Source organism: Paraburkholderia bryophila (assembly GCF_003269035.1).
GTDB classification, from domain to species: domain Bacteria; phylum Pseudomonadota; class Gammaproteobacteria; order Burkholderiales; family Burkholderiaceae; genus Paraburkholderia; species Paraburkholderia bryophila.
Genome location: NZ_QLTK01000013.1, coordinates 137662 through 152200 on the forward strand (window position 1 = coordinate 137662; position 14539 = coordinate 152200).

The window sequence follows — 14539 nt, forward strand, 5'->3', positions numbered from 1 at the left end:
GCCTCCTCGTCACCGCGCGCCGCGGTGTGGCTATCGCCGGTTTTTGAGCGCGTGGCCTCGCGCTGATCGTGGCACGCAATACGTGTGCCTTGCGGCCGCGTGCTCGACAAAACAATAAGATCGACCAGGCGGTCCGTCTGCTCGACGAACCGCCCGCCCACCCAACACCTTAGCGTGCGATCGGCTTGTAACGCAGACGCTTCGGCCGGGCGGCTTCTTCGCCGAGACGCGCGCGCTTGTCCGCTTCGTATTCCTGGTAGTTACCGTCGAAGAACGTGATTTGCGAGTCACCTTCGAACGCGAGAATGTGCGTCGCGATCCGGTCGAGGAACCAGCGATCGTGCGAGATCACCAGCACCGAACCCGCGAACTCGAGCAAAGCGTCTTCCAGCGCGCGCAGCGTTTCGACGTCGAGGTCGTTAGACGGTTCGTCCAGCAGCAGCACGTTGCCGCCCGCGATCAGCGTCTTGGCCAGATGCAGACGACCGCGCTCACCGCCCGACAGGTTGCCGACCAGCTTCTGCTGATCGCCGCCCTTGAAGTTGAAGCGGCCGATATACGCGCGCGACGGCGTTTCGTACTTGCCCACTGTCAGCACGTCCGCACCGCCGGCGATTTCGTCGAACACGGTTTTCGAGCCGTCCAGCGCGTCGCGGCTCTGATCCACGTACGCGAGCTTGACGGTCGGGCCTTGCACGATTTCGCCCGAATCCGGCTGTTCGCGGCCGGTCAGCATGCGGAACAGCGTAGACTTACCGGCACCGTTCGGGCCGATGATGCCGACAATTGCACCCGCCGGAATCTTGAAGCTGACGTTGTCGAGCAGCAGACGGTCGCCGTACGACTTGCTGACGTTCTTGAACTCGATTACTTCATTGCCGAGACGATCGCCGACCGGGATGAAGATTTCCGAGGTTTCATTGCGCTTCTGGTAGTCCTGGCTGTTCAGTTCCTCGAAACGGGCGATACGCGCCTTCGACTTCGCCTGACGGCCCTTCGGGTTCTGACGGACCCACTCCAGTTCCTTCTTGATCGCCTTCTGACGCGCCGATTCCGACGACTCTTCCTGCTTCAGGCGCTCTTCCTTCTGGTCGAGCCAACTGCTGTAGTTGCCCTTCCACGGAATGCCGTGGCCGCGGTCGAGTTCGAGAATCCACTCGGCGGCGTTATCCAGGAAGTAGCGGTCGTGGGTCACGGCGACCACAGTGCCCGGGAAGCGCGTCAGGAACTGTTCGAGCCAGTCGACCGATTCCGCGTCCAGGTGGTTGGTCGGTTCGTCCAGCAGCAGCATGTCCGGCTTTTCGAGCAGCAGCTTGCACAGCGCGACGCGGCGCTTCTCACCGCCCGACAGATGCTCGATTTTGGCGTCCCACGCCGGCAGGCGCAGCGCGTCGGCGGCGATTTCGATCTGCTGTTCGGCGTTGCCGTCCGACGTGGCGAGGATCGCTTCGTACTTGGCCTGTTCGGCGGCGAGCGCGTCGAAGTCGGCGTCTTCTTCTGCGTAAGCCGCGTAGATTTCGTCGAGTTTCTTCTGCGCGTTGAAGACGTCGCCGAGGCCTTCCTCGACGGCTTCACGCACCGTCTTGTTCGGGTCCAGTTGCGGTTCCTGCGGCAGATAGCCGATGTTCAGGTTCGGCATGGGCGTGGCTTCGCCCTCGATCTCCTTATCCACACCGGCCATGATGCGGATCAGCGTCGACTTGCCCGAGCCGTTCAGGCCGAGCAGGCCGATCTTCGCGCCGGGGAAAAACGACAGCGAGATGTCCTTCAGGATTTGACGCTTGGGCGGCACGATCTTGCCGACCCGGTTCATGGTGAAGACGTATTGGGCCATTTGTTCACAATAGACGTTGACGACGCCGGCGGCGTAGGGGCGGGCGTCGCGGGGTGGATGGGTAATCGGTGTTGTGGCCGGGCGGAGCGCCCGGCGCCGGCCGGCGCGGCATCGAACGCGATGTCGTCGCGCGACGCCCCGCGCACGGGCGGGTTCTTCAGGTGGCATTGTACTTCGGCGAATGGGCGGGACGGCAGGGGCTGTCCGTTCGGCCAGGGTCGCCTCGGACGCTCAGAGCCAGTCGGCCACGCCGCCGTGCCGCGAACAGGTGCCGGGGCGATGCCGGCTGAAACTGTAGGTACCGTCGCGGCAACGTGCGCTCGCGCCCTCGGGCGCCTTGCCGGACAGCGAGCGGGCCGGCGCGTGGACGGTGTTGCCGTCGCGATTCGTGTAGGTATTGTGGTTGCTGAGGTTCGCTTCGTCGGGCGTCGTGCCGGGCGGCACATACGCGAACGCGGACGACAGGCTGAACAGCAGCACCGTGGCGACGGCCGCGCCGCGGCGAAAGATTTGATTGAAGGCGATGCCTTGCATGGTCTCTCAAGTCGTTGTTATGCCGGCCGCGCCTGAGCGCGCGACCGTGCTTGCGGCAAGCCGAAGCTCAGTTCGCGCGCCGTCCCGTCGCCGGATCGAAGAAATGGAGGTGCTGCGCCGGCAGCGCCACTTGCAGCGCTTCTCCCGCTCCGGGGCGATGCGCATGCGGCAAGCGGACCGTCACGTCGTGCTTGCCCCAGCGGCCGTGCGCGAGATTGTCCGCGCCGAGCAGCTCGCAGGAATCGACCGTGAGGGTGGCGTGCGCGGCATGCGCGGCGCCCGGCGTCATGTGCTCCGGCCGGATGCCCAGCGACCATTCGCGTCCCGCCGCGACTTCCCGGCCGATCGACGGCACGTCCGTCAGCGGCAGCTTCGGACCATTGCCGGCCACGTCGAAACTCGAACCGTCGTCCGACACCCGGCCGTCCAGCAGATTCATGCCCGGCGAACCAATAAAGCTCGCGACGAACACCGTGGCCGGCCGCTCGTAGACTTCGGTCGGCGCGCCGATCTGCTCGGCGTGCCCCTTGTTCATCACGATCACGCGTTGCGCCAGTGTCATCGCTTCGATCTGATCGTGCGTCACGTACAGGCTCGTCGTGGCGAGGCGTGCATGCAGACGCTGGATTTCGAGCCGCATCTGCACGCGCAAACGGGCGTCGAGGTTCGACAGCGGTTCGTCGAACAGAAACACCGCGGGTTCGCGCACGATCGCGCGGCCCATCGCCACCCGCTGACGCTGGCCGCCCGACAGTTCGCGCGGCTTGCGTTGCAGCAGGGGTTCGAGTTCGAGAATCTGCGCGGCGGCCTGCACGCGCTTCGCGATCTGCGCCCGCTCGACACCCGCGATCTTCAGCGCGTAGCCCATGTTTTCGGCCACGCTCATATGCGGGTAGAGCGCGTAGTTCTGGAACACCATCGCGATGTTGCGGTCTTTCGGCTCCAGTCGGTTGACGACCTTGCCGGCGATCGAAATGCTGCCGTCGGAGATGCCTTCCAGTCCCGCGACCATCCGCAGCAAGGTGGATTTGCCGCAGCCGGACGGGCCGACCATCACGACGAATTCGCCGTCGGCAACGTCCACGTCGATGCCGTGCAGCACGAACTGTTTGCCGTCGTAGGTTTTTTTAACGCCTTGCAGAGTCAGTGCAGCCATGCCGTTTTAACCTTTCGTTGCTTGCCGCGTAGCACGCGGCGTTGTCTCGGTGTTGCTCCGGTGTGGTCGATTGCAATGCTGGAAAACGGGCCGCCGGAGTCGCGCGAGTTACTTCTCCGTATCCACGAGCCCGCGCACGAACCAGCGCTGCATCGTCAGCACGACCGCAAGCGGCGGCAGGATCGCGAGCAACGTGGCGGTCATCACGAGATGCCATTCGGTCGCGGTGTCGCCGGAAGCGATCATGCTCTTGATGCCGACCACCGCGGTGGTCAGCGATTGCTGGCTCGAGATCAGGATCGGCCACAGATACTGATTCCAGCCGTAAATGAAGGTGATCACGAAGAGCGCCGCCATGTTCGTCTTCGACAGCGGCAGGACCACGTCCCAGAAGAAGCGCATGGCGCCCGCGCCGTCGATGCGTGCCGCTTCCATCAACTCGTCCGGCAGTGTCATGAAGAACTGCCGGAACAGGAACGTCGCGGTGGCCGACGCGATCAGCGGCAGCGTCAAACCGCTATACGTGTTGCCCAGATGCATCGACGTGACGACCTGCACGGTCGGAAAAATCCGCACTTCGACCGGCAGCATCAGCGTGATGAAGATCAGCCAGAACGCGAGATTGCGAAACGGAAAGCGGAAGAACACGATCGCGTACGCGGAGATCATCGAGACGGAAATCTTGCCGATCGCGATCGCCAGCGCCATCACGAGGCTGTTCAGCAGCATGCGGCCGAACGGCGCGGCCGCGTTGCCGCTGCCCTGCGACCAGACCGTCGCGATGTTCTCGAACAGATGCGTGCTCGGCACCAGCGAGAGCGGCACGCTGAACACTTCGTGCTCGCTCATGGTCGCCGCGCAGAACGCGACGTACACCGGAAACACCACCAGCACGACGCCCAGAAGCAGCACCGCATGACAGAAGAGGTCGAAACCGCGGCGGTTCTCGATCATGAGTATTGAACCTTGCGTTCGATAAAGCGGAATTGCACGACGGTCAGCGCGACGACGATCACCATCAGGATCACCGATTGCGCGCCGGAACTGCCGATGTCGAGTCCTTGAAAGCCTTCGGCGAAGATCTTGTAGATCAGCGTGCGCGTAGCTTGCGCGGGGCCGCCGCCGGTGGCCGCGTCGATCACCGGGAAGGTGTCGAAGAACGCGTAGGTGATGTTGATCACCAGCAGGAAGAAGCTGGTCGGCGACAGCAGCGGCAACGCAATGCCGAAGAAGCGCCGCACCGGCCCGGCGCCGTCGATCGCTGCCGCTTCGATCAGCGAACGCGGAATCGCCTGCAAGCCGGCGTAGAAGAACAGGAAGTTGTAGCTGACCTGCTGCCAGACCGAAGCCAGCACGACCAGAAACATTGCCTGGCTCGCGTTCAACGCGTGATTCCAGACAATGCCGTATTTAGCAAGCGCGTAAGTAACGAGGCCGATGCTCGGATTGAACAGGAACGACCACAGCACGGCGGCGATCGCGGGCGCGACCGCATACGGCCAGATCAGCAGCGTTCGGTAGACCTTCGCGCCGCGCACCACGCGATCCGCGCAGACCGCCAGCAGCAGCGAGATCACCAGCCCTGACACGGTGACGAGCGCGCAAAAAATCAGCGTCGTATAGAACGACGACAGATAGAGCGGATCGGCGAACAGTTGCTTGAAATTCGCGAGCCCGACGAATTCGCTCGACGTGCCGAACGCGTCCTGACTCTGCGTGGACTGCCACAGCGCCTCGCCGGCCGGCCACAAAAAGAACAGCAGCGTGATCGCGAGTTGCGGTGCGACGAGCAGGTAGGGCAGCAGGCTGGTGCCGAAGCTGGAGCGCTTTTCCATCGAATCTTCCCAAGGTTCCGCGGTGACTGCGGGTTCCGCTGCGGCCGCAACGGAACCCGGCTCGCGCTTGCTACGTAGTGCGCGCGAGCCGGTTGCTCACTTAGTTGCCGGCTTTCTCGAAGCGACGCAGCAGGTCATCGCCACGCGAGACCGACGAGTCGAGCGCCTGTTGCGGCGTCTTCTTGTCCGCCCAGACCTGTTCGAGTTCTTCGTCGATCACGGTGCGGATCTGCGGCATGTTGCCCAGGCGCAGACCCTTCGTGTACGGCAGCGGCGGCTTGTTGAGCATCTGCTTGATGGCGGTGTCGCTGCCGGGGTTCTTCTCGTAGAAGCCTTGCTGCTGCGTCAACTGATACGCGGCGGTGGTGACCGGCAGGTAGCCGGTATCCTGGTGCCACTTCGCGGCAACCGGTGCCGACGAGAGATACGCAAGGAACTTCGCCACGCCCTTGTATGTAGCCGGATCCTTGCCCGACAACACCCACAGGCTCGCTCCGCCAATGATCGCATTCTGCGGCGCGCCCTTCACGCTCGCGTCGTACGGCATCATGCCGGTGCCGAAATTGAACTTCGCGTATTTCTTGATGGTGGCGAGCGACCCCGACGAGTTCGTGATGATCCCGCAGTCGCCGCTATAGAACTTCGACACCGGTTCGTCCTTGCGGCCGACGTAGGTAAAGGTGCCTTCTTTCTGCATGTTCTGCAGGAACTGGATGTGCGCGACCTGCAGCGGCTTGTTGAATTCGAGTTGCGCATCCGCGCCGTCGAAGCCGTTGTTCTTCGACGCGAACGGCGCGCCATGCCACGCACTGTAGTTCTCGAGCTGAATCCAGCTCTGCCAGCCCGACGAATAACCGCACGCCATGCCCGACGCTTTCAGCTTCTGCGCGTCGGTTTGCAGTTCGGCCCAGGTCTTCGGCGGCTGGTTCGGGTCGAGACCCGCTTTCTTGAAGGCGTCCTTGTTGTAGTACAGCACCGGCGTCGAGCTGTTGAACGGCATCGAGATCAGCCCACCGGTCTTCGCGTCGCTGTAATAGCTGGCAATGGTCGGCACGAAGGCCTTTTCGTCGAGCGGCACGCCGGCTTGCTTGAATACTTCCGAGACGGGGATCACGGCCTTCCTCGCCTGCATCATCGTGGCGGTGCCGACTTCGTAGACCTGCAGGATCGCGGGCGCATTGCCGGCGCGATACGCGGCGATGCCGGCGGCGAGCGTCTGGTCGTAGGAGCCTTTGAAGACCGGCACGATCTTGTAGTCGCTTTGCGACGCGTTGAAAGCGTTGGCGATATCGTTCAGACGTTCGCCCAACGCGGCTTCCATGCCGTGCCAGAACTGGATTTCAGTTGCGGCCTGGGCCGCCTGGCTGACGCCGACGCTCAACACGGCGGCTACGGAAAGCGTACGGAACAGCGGCTTCAAACTCATCGGTGGGTCTCCTGTCGACCAGGGTTGGCGCATTAGCGCTTACGCTGGTCCCATGCAAGATCCTTGCGGATCGGAACGGGCGCGGTTGCGAATCGCGCGATTCTAGTTGTGTTCGATGACATTCCGGCGTCGGAGGCCGGGCGGCGTGACGCGCTTTTGGCGGGCGCCGACTGCGGCAATTTAACATCGGCTGTCACGAAACGGAAACATGATCGTCTGAAGGCCGTTTTTGCGCCGCGTCAACGCGCGATCACGTTCGCTGGACTTGGCCGTCGATGCGTTGGCATGATGGATGGCGCAATGGGCGCGTGCTTTGCGCGATGGACGGCACGCTACGTCACGCTACTTTTAATCAGGATTCCAGATGCTTGATTTAGTGCAGCGGGTGGTGGCTGGTTCGATCCCGGCTCTCGTATTGGCAGGCTGTTCGTTGGCGTCGGGCAATGCGGGCGACGGCACGCAGTTCACGGCGTTGCCGCTCATCATCGCTCACCGAGGCGGCACGGGCGATGCGCCGGAAAATACCCTGGAGGCGATCCGGCTGTCGGTCGAACATCGCGCCGACGTGATGTGGCTGTCGGTGCAGTTGAGCAAAGACGGCGTGCCGGTTCTGTACCGGCCGGCGGATCTGTCCGCGTTGACCGACGCGAAAGGTCCGGTGTCGGACTACACCGCAGCCGAACTCTCACTGTTGAATGCCGGTTGGAGCTTCCGTCAGGGCGACGCCTATCCCTATCGCGATCGTCCCGTCGGCATTCCCACGCTGCGTGCGGCGTTGCGCGCCGTGCCGCCGACCATGCCGGTGATCCTCGATATGAAGGCGCTGCCCGCGGAGTCGCAGACGCAAGCGGTGGCGCGGGTACTGGACGACGAACAGGCGTGGTCGAGGGTGTCGATCTATTCGACCGAGGCGGATTACCAGCAGACGTTCGCTGCATATCCGCAGGCCAAACTGTTCGAATCGCGCGACGCCACGCGTGGCCGGTTGGTGCGTGTGTTGCTGAATCAAGGTTGCGTGGATGCGCCGGGCGAACATGCCATGAGCGCGTTCGAACTGCATCGCGCCTTGACCGTGCTGGAAAAATTCACGCTGGGCGAGGGACAGTCGGACGTGCAGGCCACGTTGTGGACGCCGGCAACCGTCGCGTGTTTCCGGCAGAAGCCCGACGTACGAATCGTCGCGATCGCGGTGAACAACGCGAACGATTATCAGACGGCCGCGTGTCTCGGGATCGATGCCGTGCTGGCGGATTCACCGTCGAAGATGGTGCCGCTCAAGGAAGGCGCTGTGCTGCCGCTGCGCTGCGAACGAGCTGCGGCAGCAGGCGGTCAGTAAGGTCTTGGGCTTGGGTTTGGGTTTGCGCATTGCGCGACGTAGTCAGAGCTGCGAATACTTTGTCGCCGTCCCTTTGCATTTCTCCACCGGGTAACGCTCTTCGTTCAGCGCCACTTTCTCCATGGCGGCTTCGACCAGATCGAAGCCTGCGGTGTGAGCGACCAGCATCAGGTAAATGAACACATCCGCGCACTCATGCTCCAGATGTTTTTTGCGCGTTGGGTCGAGCAACAAGGCGTCTACCTCCGCATCGCTCTTCCACTGGATCGTCTCCAGCAATTCGCCGGCTTCGATGCTGGTCGACACGATCAGGTTGCGCAACGTGTGAAACTGTTTCCAGTCGCGGGCCTCGCGGAACGCAAGCACCCGTTCGAGCAGATCGCTGGTGGTCATGGCTTGACTTTCCTTTGCTGAAAAAGAAAAAGCCCGCGATAAACGGGCTTTAACGGGCTTTAACGGGCTTTAGCGGGACGGCGGCAAGATCGCAATGGATCTGGCAGGCTGGTCCGATACTTAGACGTTGAACAGGAAGTTCATTACGTCGCCATCGTGCACGACGTATTCCTTCCCTTCCGCGCGCATCTTGCCGGCTTCTTTCGCGCCTTGCTCACCCTTGAAGGCGATGAAGTCGTTGAACGCGATGGTCTGCGCGCGAATGAAGCCGCGCTCGAAGTCCGTATGGATTGCGCCTGCTGCCTGCGGCGCGGTGTCGCCAATATGAATCGTCCATGCGCGCACTTCCTTCACGCCGGCCGTGAAATACGTTTGCAGACCCAGCAGCTTGAACGCCGCGCGGATGACGCGGTTCAGGCCCGGCTCTTCCATGCCCATGTCGGCGAGGAACACTTCCATGTCCGCTTCGTCGAGATCGGCGATTTCCGCTTCGATCGCCGCGCACACCGCCACGACCGGCGCATTTTCCGCTGCCGCAAACTTCGTGACCGCGTCCAGGTGCGGATTGTTCTCGAAACCGTCGTCTTTCACGTTCGCCACGTACATGGTCGGCTTCGCGGTAATCAGGCAGAACGGCTTGAGCGTCGCTTTTTCTTCGTCCGACAGATCGAGCGCGCGGACCGGCTTGGCCTGGTCGAGTTGCGCGCGGACCTTTTCGAGCACCGCGGCGTTCTTGGCGGCTTCCTTGTCGTTGCCCGACTTGGCCGCCTTGGAATAGCGCGACAGCGCTTTTTCGACCGTTGCGAGGTCGGCCAGCGCCAATTCGGTGTTAATCACTTCGATGTCCGACAGCGGGTCGACCTTGTTCGCGACGTGAATGACGTTGTCGTCTTCGAAGCAGCGCACCACGTGCGTGATCGCGTCGGTTTCGCGGATGTTCGCGAGGAACTGGTTGCCGAGGCCTTCGCCCTTGCTCGCGCCGGCCACCAGACCGGCGATGTCGACGAACTCGACCACCGCCGGCAGGATGCGCTCCGGCTTGACGATTTCAGCGAGCGCCTTCAGACGCGCGTCCGGCACTTCGACGATGCCGACGTTCGGCTCGATCGTGCAGAACGGGTAGTTTTCGGCGGCGATGCCCGCCTTGGTCAGCGCATTGAACAGGGTGGACTTGCCGACGTTAGGCAGGCCGACGATGCCGCATTTGAGGCTCATGGAAATCCTTCAGTGATTCAGTAAGTTGCGTGATGCGCTCGACGCTGTATGCAGGAGTCGAAAAGCCTTCGCGTTTGGCGTGGCGGCGAACCGCAGCGGAGCAGGACAAGACACCGGGTCGGGCAGGGCCTCGACGGTCCCGGGCGAGTCTCGTCACGGAAAGCGCAATTGTAACCCGTTCGGATCGGCTTCCTGAGCAGGGCGTGGCAAACCTGTCCCGTCACGAAACGCACGCAAACGGCCGTCAACCGCGAAAACCCCGCGCGGCCGATTCGTCAGATCAATGTAAGATGGCCGTCCGGGGCCGCTAGAGCCCTTTCCGAGAAAGCATCATGAAAATAACAACCTATCTGAGATGGGGCGCGGGCATTGCGCTGGCGGCTGGTGTCGTCGTGTGGCTGCTACCTAATTACGACGAGGCGCAGGCCGCCACCGACCGCCAGACGGTCAACTGCATGGCGAACGCGCTCACCCTCGACGATAAGCGCCGTATCGCCGGGTTCGCCGACACCAACGACTTCGACTCGTTGTGGCGCGTCTATGACCGGGTGTTCCCGGACTGCATGGTGCGGGGCGACCAGCGTGACCATAAGCGCGAACTGGTGTCGAACGCGTGGCGGGTGCTGTCGTCCGATCGTGACTTCATGCTGCTGCGCGAATCCCATGCGGCGCACGCTGCGCAAGGGCAGTAGCGCACGAGTAGCGCACTAATCGACGGATACCTTGTTCCGGGCCAAATGTGCCGCGCGCCTCGATCCGTCCCCGGCAACCCCCGCAGCTATAATGCGCGCATGAACGCACACCACCAGACCTTTGATGTCGTCGTGATCGGCGGCGGGCTCGTCGGCAAGACCGCGGCGTTGGCGCTGACGCAAGGCGGACTGCGCGTGGCGCTGCTCGCGCAGCCCTGCGCGGCGCTGCCGGCCGGCGCCGTATTCGACTCGCGCGTCTACGCGTTGTCGTCGAGTTCGCAGGCGCTGCTGGAACGCTTGCGGGTCTGGCAGGCGCTCGATCTGGCCCGCCTCGGGCCGGTCTACGACATGCGCGTTTATGGCGACGCGCACGCCGAACTGCATTTCTCCGCATTCCAGGCGTCGGTGCCGCAACTGGCGTGGATCGTCGAATCGTCGGTGATCGAACGCGCATTGGACGCGGCGCTGCGCTTCCAGCCGAATCTCACATGGATCGACACGCGCGCGCAGGCGTTGGACTTTACCGTCGACGGCGCCAGCGTCGGCCTCGCCAACGGCAACATTCTCGAAGCCGATCTGGTGGTCGGTGCGGACGGGGCGCATTCGTGGGTGCGTGCGCAGATCAACTCGAAGATGAATCGCCGCGACTACAAACAGACTGGCGTCGTCGCGAATTTCAAGGCCGAAAAGCCACACGGCGAAACCGCCTACCAATGGTTCAAGGACGGCGAGATCGTCGCGCTGCTGCCCATGCCGGACGGCCACGTGTCGTTGGTCTGGTCGGCGCGCACCGAGCACGCTGAAAAGCTGGTCGCACTCGATCCGGCGCAACTCGCGGCTGAAGTGGAACGTGTGACGGGCGGCCAGTTCGGCGCGCTCGAATGCGTGACGCCCGCGCAGGGCTTCCCGCTTGCGCTGCAAACGGTCGACCGGCTGGTCGCGCCGCGCGTCGCGCTGGTCGGCGACGCCGCGCACCTGATCCACCCGCTGGCGGGCCAAGGCATGAATCTCGGCCTGCGCGACGTCGCGGCGCTCGCCGATACCGTCGCCGGCAAGGAATCGTTCCGCGATCTCGGCGACATGGTGCTGTTGCGCCGCTACGAGCGCGCTCGCCGCGAAGACATTCGCGCGCTGATGATCGCCACCGACGGCCTGCAGAAACTTTTCTCCGCGCCCGGTCCGTTTGCCAAGGTGCTGCGCAATACCGGCATGGCGTTTGTCGGCGCGCAGCCGCTTATCAAGCGCTGGCTAGTGTCGGCCGCGCTGGGTTGACGTTTGCCGCGCGGCACGCCGGGGCTGGCGAGACGGGTATCATGAACGGATGGGCGCCCTGCCGGTCAGACCGGAACCGTCGCAAAACGCGCACACCGCGCGAATGAACCAGGAATTCAGCATGAAAAAGACCTTCCGCGTGGCGGCCGCCGCGCTTGCCATCGCCGCCATCACGCTCGGCTGCTCCGCGCAGGCCGACCAGACCACCGACAAACTCAAAGCCACGCTGCAAACGCGGCTGGCCGACGTGACGATCAAGAGCGTGACGAAGTCGCCGATCGCCGGCATCTACGAAATCAATCTCGGCACGCAGATCGTCTATAGCGACGCGAACGGCGACTACCTGCTGCTCGGCGACATGGTCGACGCGAAGACCCGCAAGAATCTGACCGAAGCGCGTCTGTCGGAAACCAACCGCATCGATTTCGCGAGCCTGCCGTTCGGCAACGCGGTGAAGGTCGTGAAGGGCAACGGCTCGCGCAAGATCGCCGTGTTCTCCGATCCGAACTGCCCGTACTGCAAGCAGCTCGAAACCACGCTCAAGTCGATCGACAACGTGACCGTGTACACCTTCCTGTACCCGGTGCTGTCGCCGGATTCGACCGCCAAGTCGAAGTCGATCTGGTGCTCGACCGATCGCGCCAAGGCCTGGGAATCGTGGATGCAGGACCACCAGGCGCCCACCGCCGCCGGTACCTGCGACACCGCCGCGATCGACAAGAACCTCGCGCTCGGCCACGCCATGAACGTGGACGGCACGCCGACCGTGTTCCTCGCCGACGGCCGCCGTCTGCCCGGCGCCGTGCCGGCCGACCGGCTCGACAAGGAAATGTCCGCGGTGCATTGAGTTGCACACCGTTCGGAACATATAGAGAAGCAAGGAGGCGCAGTGCGCCTCCTTTCACATTCAGCCCCAACATCCCCGCCTCACACTCTCCTAATCGCCGCCGATGAAGCCGATCCGCTACACCATCGTTCCCAAGCAACCTGCCGCCCACCTGTTCGAAGTCACCGTGACCGTCGCCGATCCCGATCCGGCCGGCCAGCGTTTCATGTTGCCGGTGTGGATTCCGGGCAGCTACATGGTGCGCGAGTTCGCGCGCAACATCGTCACGCTGCGCGCCGTCAATGACGCCGGCCGCAAGGTGCGCGTCGAGAAGACCGACAAGCACACGTGGCAGGCCGCGCCGGTCAAAGGTGCGCTGACGCTGCGCTACGAGGTGTATGCGTGGGATCTGTCGGTGCGCGCCGCGCATCTGGACGACACGACGGGGTTCTTCAATGGCACCAGCGTGTTTTTGTCGCCGCTCGGTCATGAAGAGGCGCAATGCGTGGTCGAGATCCAGAAACCGGACGGCGCCGCGTATCGCAACTGGCGCGTCGCCACGGCGTTGCCGGAGGCGCGCGGCACGAAGCGCTACGGCTTCGGCGAATATCGCGCGCAGAACTACGACGAACTGATCGATCACCCGGTGACGCTGGGCGAATTCGCGCTGGCAACGTTCGACGCGCACGGCGTGCCGCACGACATCGTGATCGCCGGCCGCGTGATCGGGCTGGACATGGCGCGACTGTCCGCCGACCTGAAGCGCATCTGCGAAGCGCAGATCGCGTTGTTCGAGCCGAAGTCGAAGAAAGCGCCGATGGACCGCTACGTGTTCATGACCCAGGCCGTCACCGATGGCTACGGCGGGCTGGAGCATCGCGCTTCGACCGCGCTGATCTGCAATCGTGGCGATTTGCCGGTGCAAGGGCGCGATGCGCTCAGCGAGGGCTACCGAACCTACCTCGGCCTGTGCAGCCACGAGTACTTCCACACCTGGAACGTGAAGCGCATCAAGCCGGCGGTATTCGCGCCGTACGACCTGAACGACGAGAACTACACGTCGCTGCTGTGGCTGTTCGAGGGCTTCACGTCGTACTACGACGATCTGATCCTCGTGCGCAGCGGCCTGATTTCACCGGACGACTATTTCGGCCTGCTCGGCAAGGTGGTGGGCGGTGTGCTACGCGGTAGCGGCCGCCTGAAGCAGACCGTCGCCGAAAGCTCGTTCGACGCATGGGTCAAGTACTACCGCCAGGACGAGAACGCGCCGAACGCGATCGTCAGCTATTACACCAAGGGCTCGCTGGTCGCGCTCGCGTTCGATCTGACGATCCGCGCGCAGACCAACAACCGCAAATCGCTCGACGACGTGATGCGTCTGCTGTGGCAACGTTTCGGCCGCGACTTTTATCGCGGCAAGCCGGTCGGCGTGGAGGAAAGCGAGGTCGAAGCGCTGTTCGCGGAAGCGACCGGCGCGCAACTCGGCGAGCTGTTCGCCGAGGCCGTGCATGGCACGCGCGATTTGCCGCTCGAAACGCTGTTCGCGCCGTTCGGCGTCACGCTTGCGCCTGAATTCGACAAGAACGCCCGGCCGTCGCTCGGCGCGCGCTTGCGCGGCGGCGCGGATTGCACGCTGGCGGCGGTGCATGAAGGCAGCGCCGCGCAGAAAGCAGGGCTCTCGGCCGGCGACGTGCTGATCGCGCTCGACGGCCTGCGTGTGACCGGCTCGAATCTTGACGGCCTGCTGGCACGCTATCAGCCGGGCGCGAAAGTCGCGGTCCACGCGTTCCGTCGCGACGAACTGCGCACCACGCAAGTCAAGCTGGACGGCCCTGAGCCGGCACGCTACAAGCTCGCGGTCAGCGACAAAGGGACCGCCGCGCGCAAGGCCCGCGAGCGCTGGCTTGCAAGCTGATCGTAATCGTCGACGTTATTAATCGACGGCCGAGGGCAGCGGATTGTTCTACCAGTGCAACAATCCGTCGCTGCCGGATGGCTTTTTCTCGTGGCGGTAAAAAAA

At 63.5% G+C, this 14539-nt stretch carries 13 protein-coding genes; 5 read left to right on the forward strand and 8 right to left on the reverse strand.

The genetic code is table 11. The annotated features are described in order from the left end of the window. Positions 1–169: 169 nt before the first annotated feature. From ettA to ugpB, 6 genes are all read right to left on the reverse strand, one after another. On the reverse strand, positions 170–1834 hold the full coding sequence (gene ettA / locus BX591_RS19900; RefSeq protein WP_111933028.1) for an energy-dependent translational throttle protein EttA: 1665 nt from the start codon (positions 1832–1834) through the stop codon (positions 170–172). A 231-nt stretch (positions 1835–2065) separates the two neighbouring features. Continuing rightward, on the reverse strand, positions 2066–2368 hold the full coding sequence (locus BX591_RS19905) for a DUF3761 domain-containing protein (protein ID WP_111933029.1): 303 nt from the start codon (positions 2366–2368) through the stop codon (positions 2066–2068). Between the two features lie 67 nt (positions 2369–2435). Then, complete coding sequence (locus BX591_RS19910) at positions 2436–3524, reverse strand: sn-glycerol-3-phosphate import ATP-binding protein UgpC (protein ID WP_111933030.1); 1089 nt, start codon at positions 3522–3524, stop codon at positions 2436–2438. Between the two features lie 108 nt (positions 3525–3632). After that, on the reverse strand, positions 3633–4478 hold the full coding sequence (ugpE, locus tag BX591_RS19915; protein ID WP_111933031.1) for a sn-glycerol-3-phosphate ABC transporter permease UgpE: 846 nt from the start codon (positions 4476–4478) through the stop codon (positions 3633–3635). Further along, entirely contained in the window at positions 4475–5359 is an 885-nt protein-coding gene (ugpA, locus tag BX591_RS19920) for a sn-glycerol-3-phosphate ABC transporter permease UgpA (RefSeq protein ID WP_111933032.1), read from the reverse strand. Before ugpA ends, ugpE begins: the two co-directional genes overlap by 4 nt. 100 nt (positions 5360–5459) lie before the next feature. Further along, a complete protein-coding gene (ugpB, locus tag BX591_RS19925; protein WP_111933033.1) occupies positions 5460–6785 on the reverse strand; it encodes a sn-glycerol-3-phosphate ABC transporter substrate-binding protein UgpB in 1326 nt (441 codons plus the stop codon). Between the two features lie 364 nt (positions 6786–7149). Here ugpB and BX591_RS19930 point away from each other — a divergent pair, with 364 nt between their 5' ends. After that, the gene (locus BX591_RS19930) at positions 7150–8121 is read left to right on the forward strand and encodes a glycerophosphodiester phosphodiesterase family protein (protein ID WP_111933034.1); all 972 of its coding nucleotides are present in this window, start codon (positions 7150–7152) and stop codon (positions 8119–8121) included. Positions 8122–8163: 42 nt separating this feature from the next. On the opposite strand, the gene BX591_RS19935 is transcribed toward BX591_RS19930, so the two are convergent. After that, positions 8164–8514, reverse strand: coding sequence for a nucleotide pyrophosphohydrolase (locus tag BX591_RS19935; RefSeq protein WP_111933035.1), 351 nt, complete (start codon positions 8512–8514; stop codon positions 8164–8166). A 120-nt stretch (positions 8515–8634) separates the two neighbouring features. Beyond that, positions 8635–9729 carry a redox-regulated ATPase YchF gene (ychF, locus tag BX591_RS19940; protein WP_111933036.1) on the reverse strand — a complete coding sequence of 365 codons (1095 nt, stop codon included), beginning with the start codon at positions 9727–9729 and terminating at the stop codon, positions 8635–8637. Positions 9730–10061: 332 nt separating this feature from the next. Between ychF and BX591_RS19945 the strand changes: the two genes are divergently transcribed. The 4 genes from BX591_RS19945 (at position 10062) to BX591_RS19960 (ending at position 14434) form a co-directional block, all read left to right on the forward strand. Next, complete coding sequence (locus BX591_RS19945; RefSeq protein WP_111933037.1) at positions 10062–10421, forward strand: hypothetical protein; 360 nt, start codon at positions 10062–10064, stop codon at positions 10419–10421. A 99-nt stretch (positions 10422–10520) separates the two neighbouring features. Next, the gene (locus tag BX591_RS19950; protein ID WP_111933038.1) at positions 10521–11693 is read left to right on the forward strand and encodes a UbiH/UbiF family hydroxylase; all 1173 of its coding nucleotides are present in this window, start codon (positions 10521–10523) and stop codon (positions 11691–11693) included. A gap of 121 nt (positions 11694–11814) precedes the next feature. Continuing rightward, the gene (locus BX591_RS19955) at positions 11815–12540 is read left to right on the forward strand and encodes a DsbC family protein (RefSeq protein WP_111933058.1); all 726 of its coding nucleotides are present in this window, start codon (positions 11815–11817) and stop codon (positions 12538–12540) included. A 103-nt stretch (positions 12541–12643) separates the two neighbouring features. After that, complete coding sequence (locus BX591_RS19960; RefSeq protein WP_111933039.1) at positions 12644–14434, forward strand: M61 family metallopeptidase; 1791 nt, start codon at positions 12644–12646, stop codon at positions 14432–14434. Positions 14435–14539: the final 105 nt, after the last annotated feature.

Coding starts and splice junctions, on each gene's coding strand:
- ettA (WP_111933028.1), bottom strand. CDS start 1,834: ATGGCCCAATACGTCTTCACCATGAACCGGGTCGGCAAGATCGTGCCG.
- BX591_RS19905 (WP_111933029.1), bottom strand. CDS start 2,368: ATGCAAGGCATCGCCTTCAATCAAATCTTTCGCCGCGGCGCGGCCGTC.
- BX591_RS19910 (WP_111933030.1), bottom strand. CDS start 3,524: ATGGCTGCACTGACTCTGCAAGGCGTTAAAAAAACCTACGACGGCAAA.
- ugpE (WP_111933031.1), bottom strand. CDS start 4,478: ATGATCGAGAACCGCCGCGGTTTCGACCTCTTCTGTCATGCGGTGCTG.
- ugpA (WP_111933032.1), bottom strand. CDS start 5,359: ATGGAAAAGCGCTCCAGCTTCGGCACCAGCCTGCTGCCCTACCTGCTC.
- ugpB (WP_111933033.1), bottom strand. CDS start 6,785: ATGAGTTTGAAGCCGCTGTTCCGTACGCTTTCCGTAGCCGCCGTGTTG.
- BX591_RS19930 (WP_111933034.1), top strand. CDS start 7,150: ATGCTTGATTTAGTGCAGCGGGTGGTGGCTGGTTCGATCCCGGCTCTC.
- BX591_RS19935 (WP_111933035.1), bottom strand. CDS start 8,514: ATGACCACCAGCGATCTGCTCGAACGGGTGCTTGCGTTCCGCGAGGCC.
- ychF (WP_111933036.1), bottom strand. CDS start 9,729: ATGAGCCTCAAATGCGGCATCGTCGGCCTGCCTAACGTCGGCAAGTCC.
- BX591_RS19945 (WP_111933037.1), top strand. CDS start 10,062: ATGAAAATAACAACCTATCTGAGATGGGGCGCGGGCATTGCGCTGGCG.
- BX591_RS19950 (WP_111933038.1), top strand. CDS start 10,521: ATGAACGCACACCACCAGACCTTTGATGTCGTCGTGATCGGCGGCGGG.
- BX591_RS19955 (WP_111933058.1), top strand. CDS start 11,815: ATGAAAAAGACCTTCCGCGTGGCGGCCGCCGCGCTTGCCATCGCCGCC.
- BX591_RS19960 (WP_111933039.1), top strand. CDS start 12,644: ATGAAGCCGATCCGCTACACCATCGTTCCCAAGCAACCTGCCGCCCAC.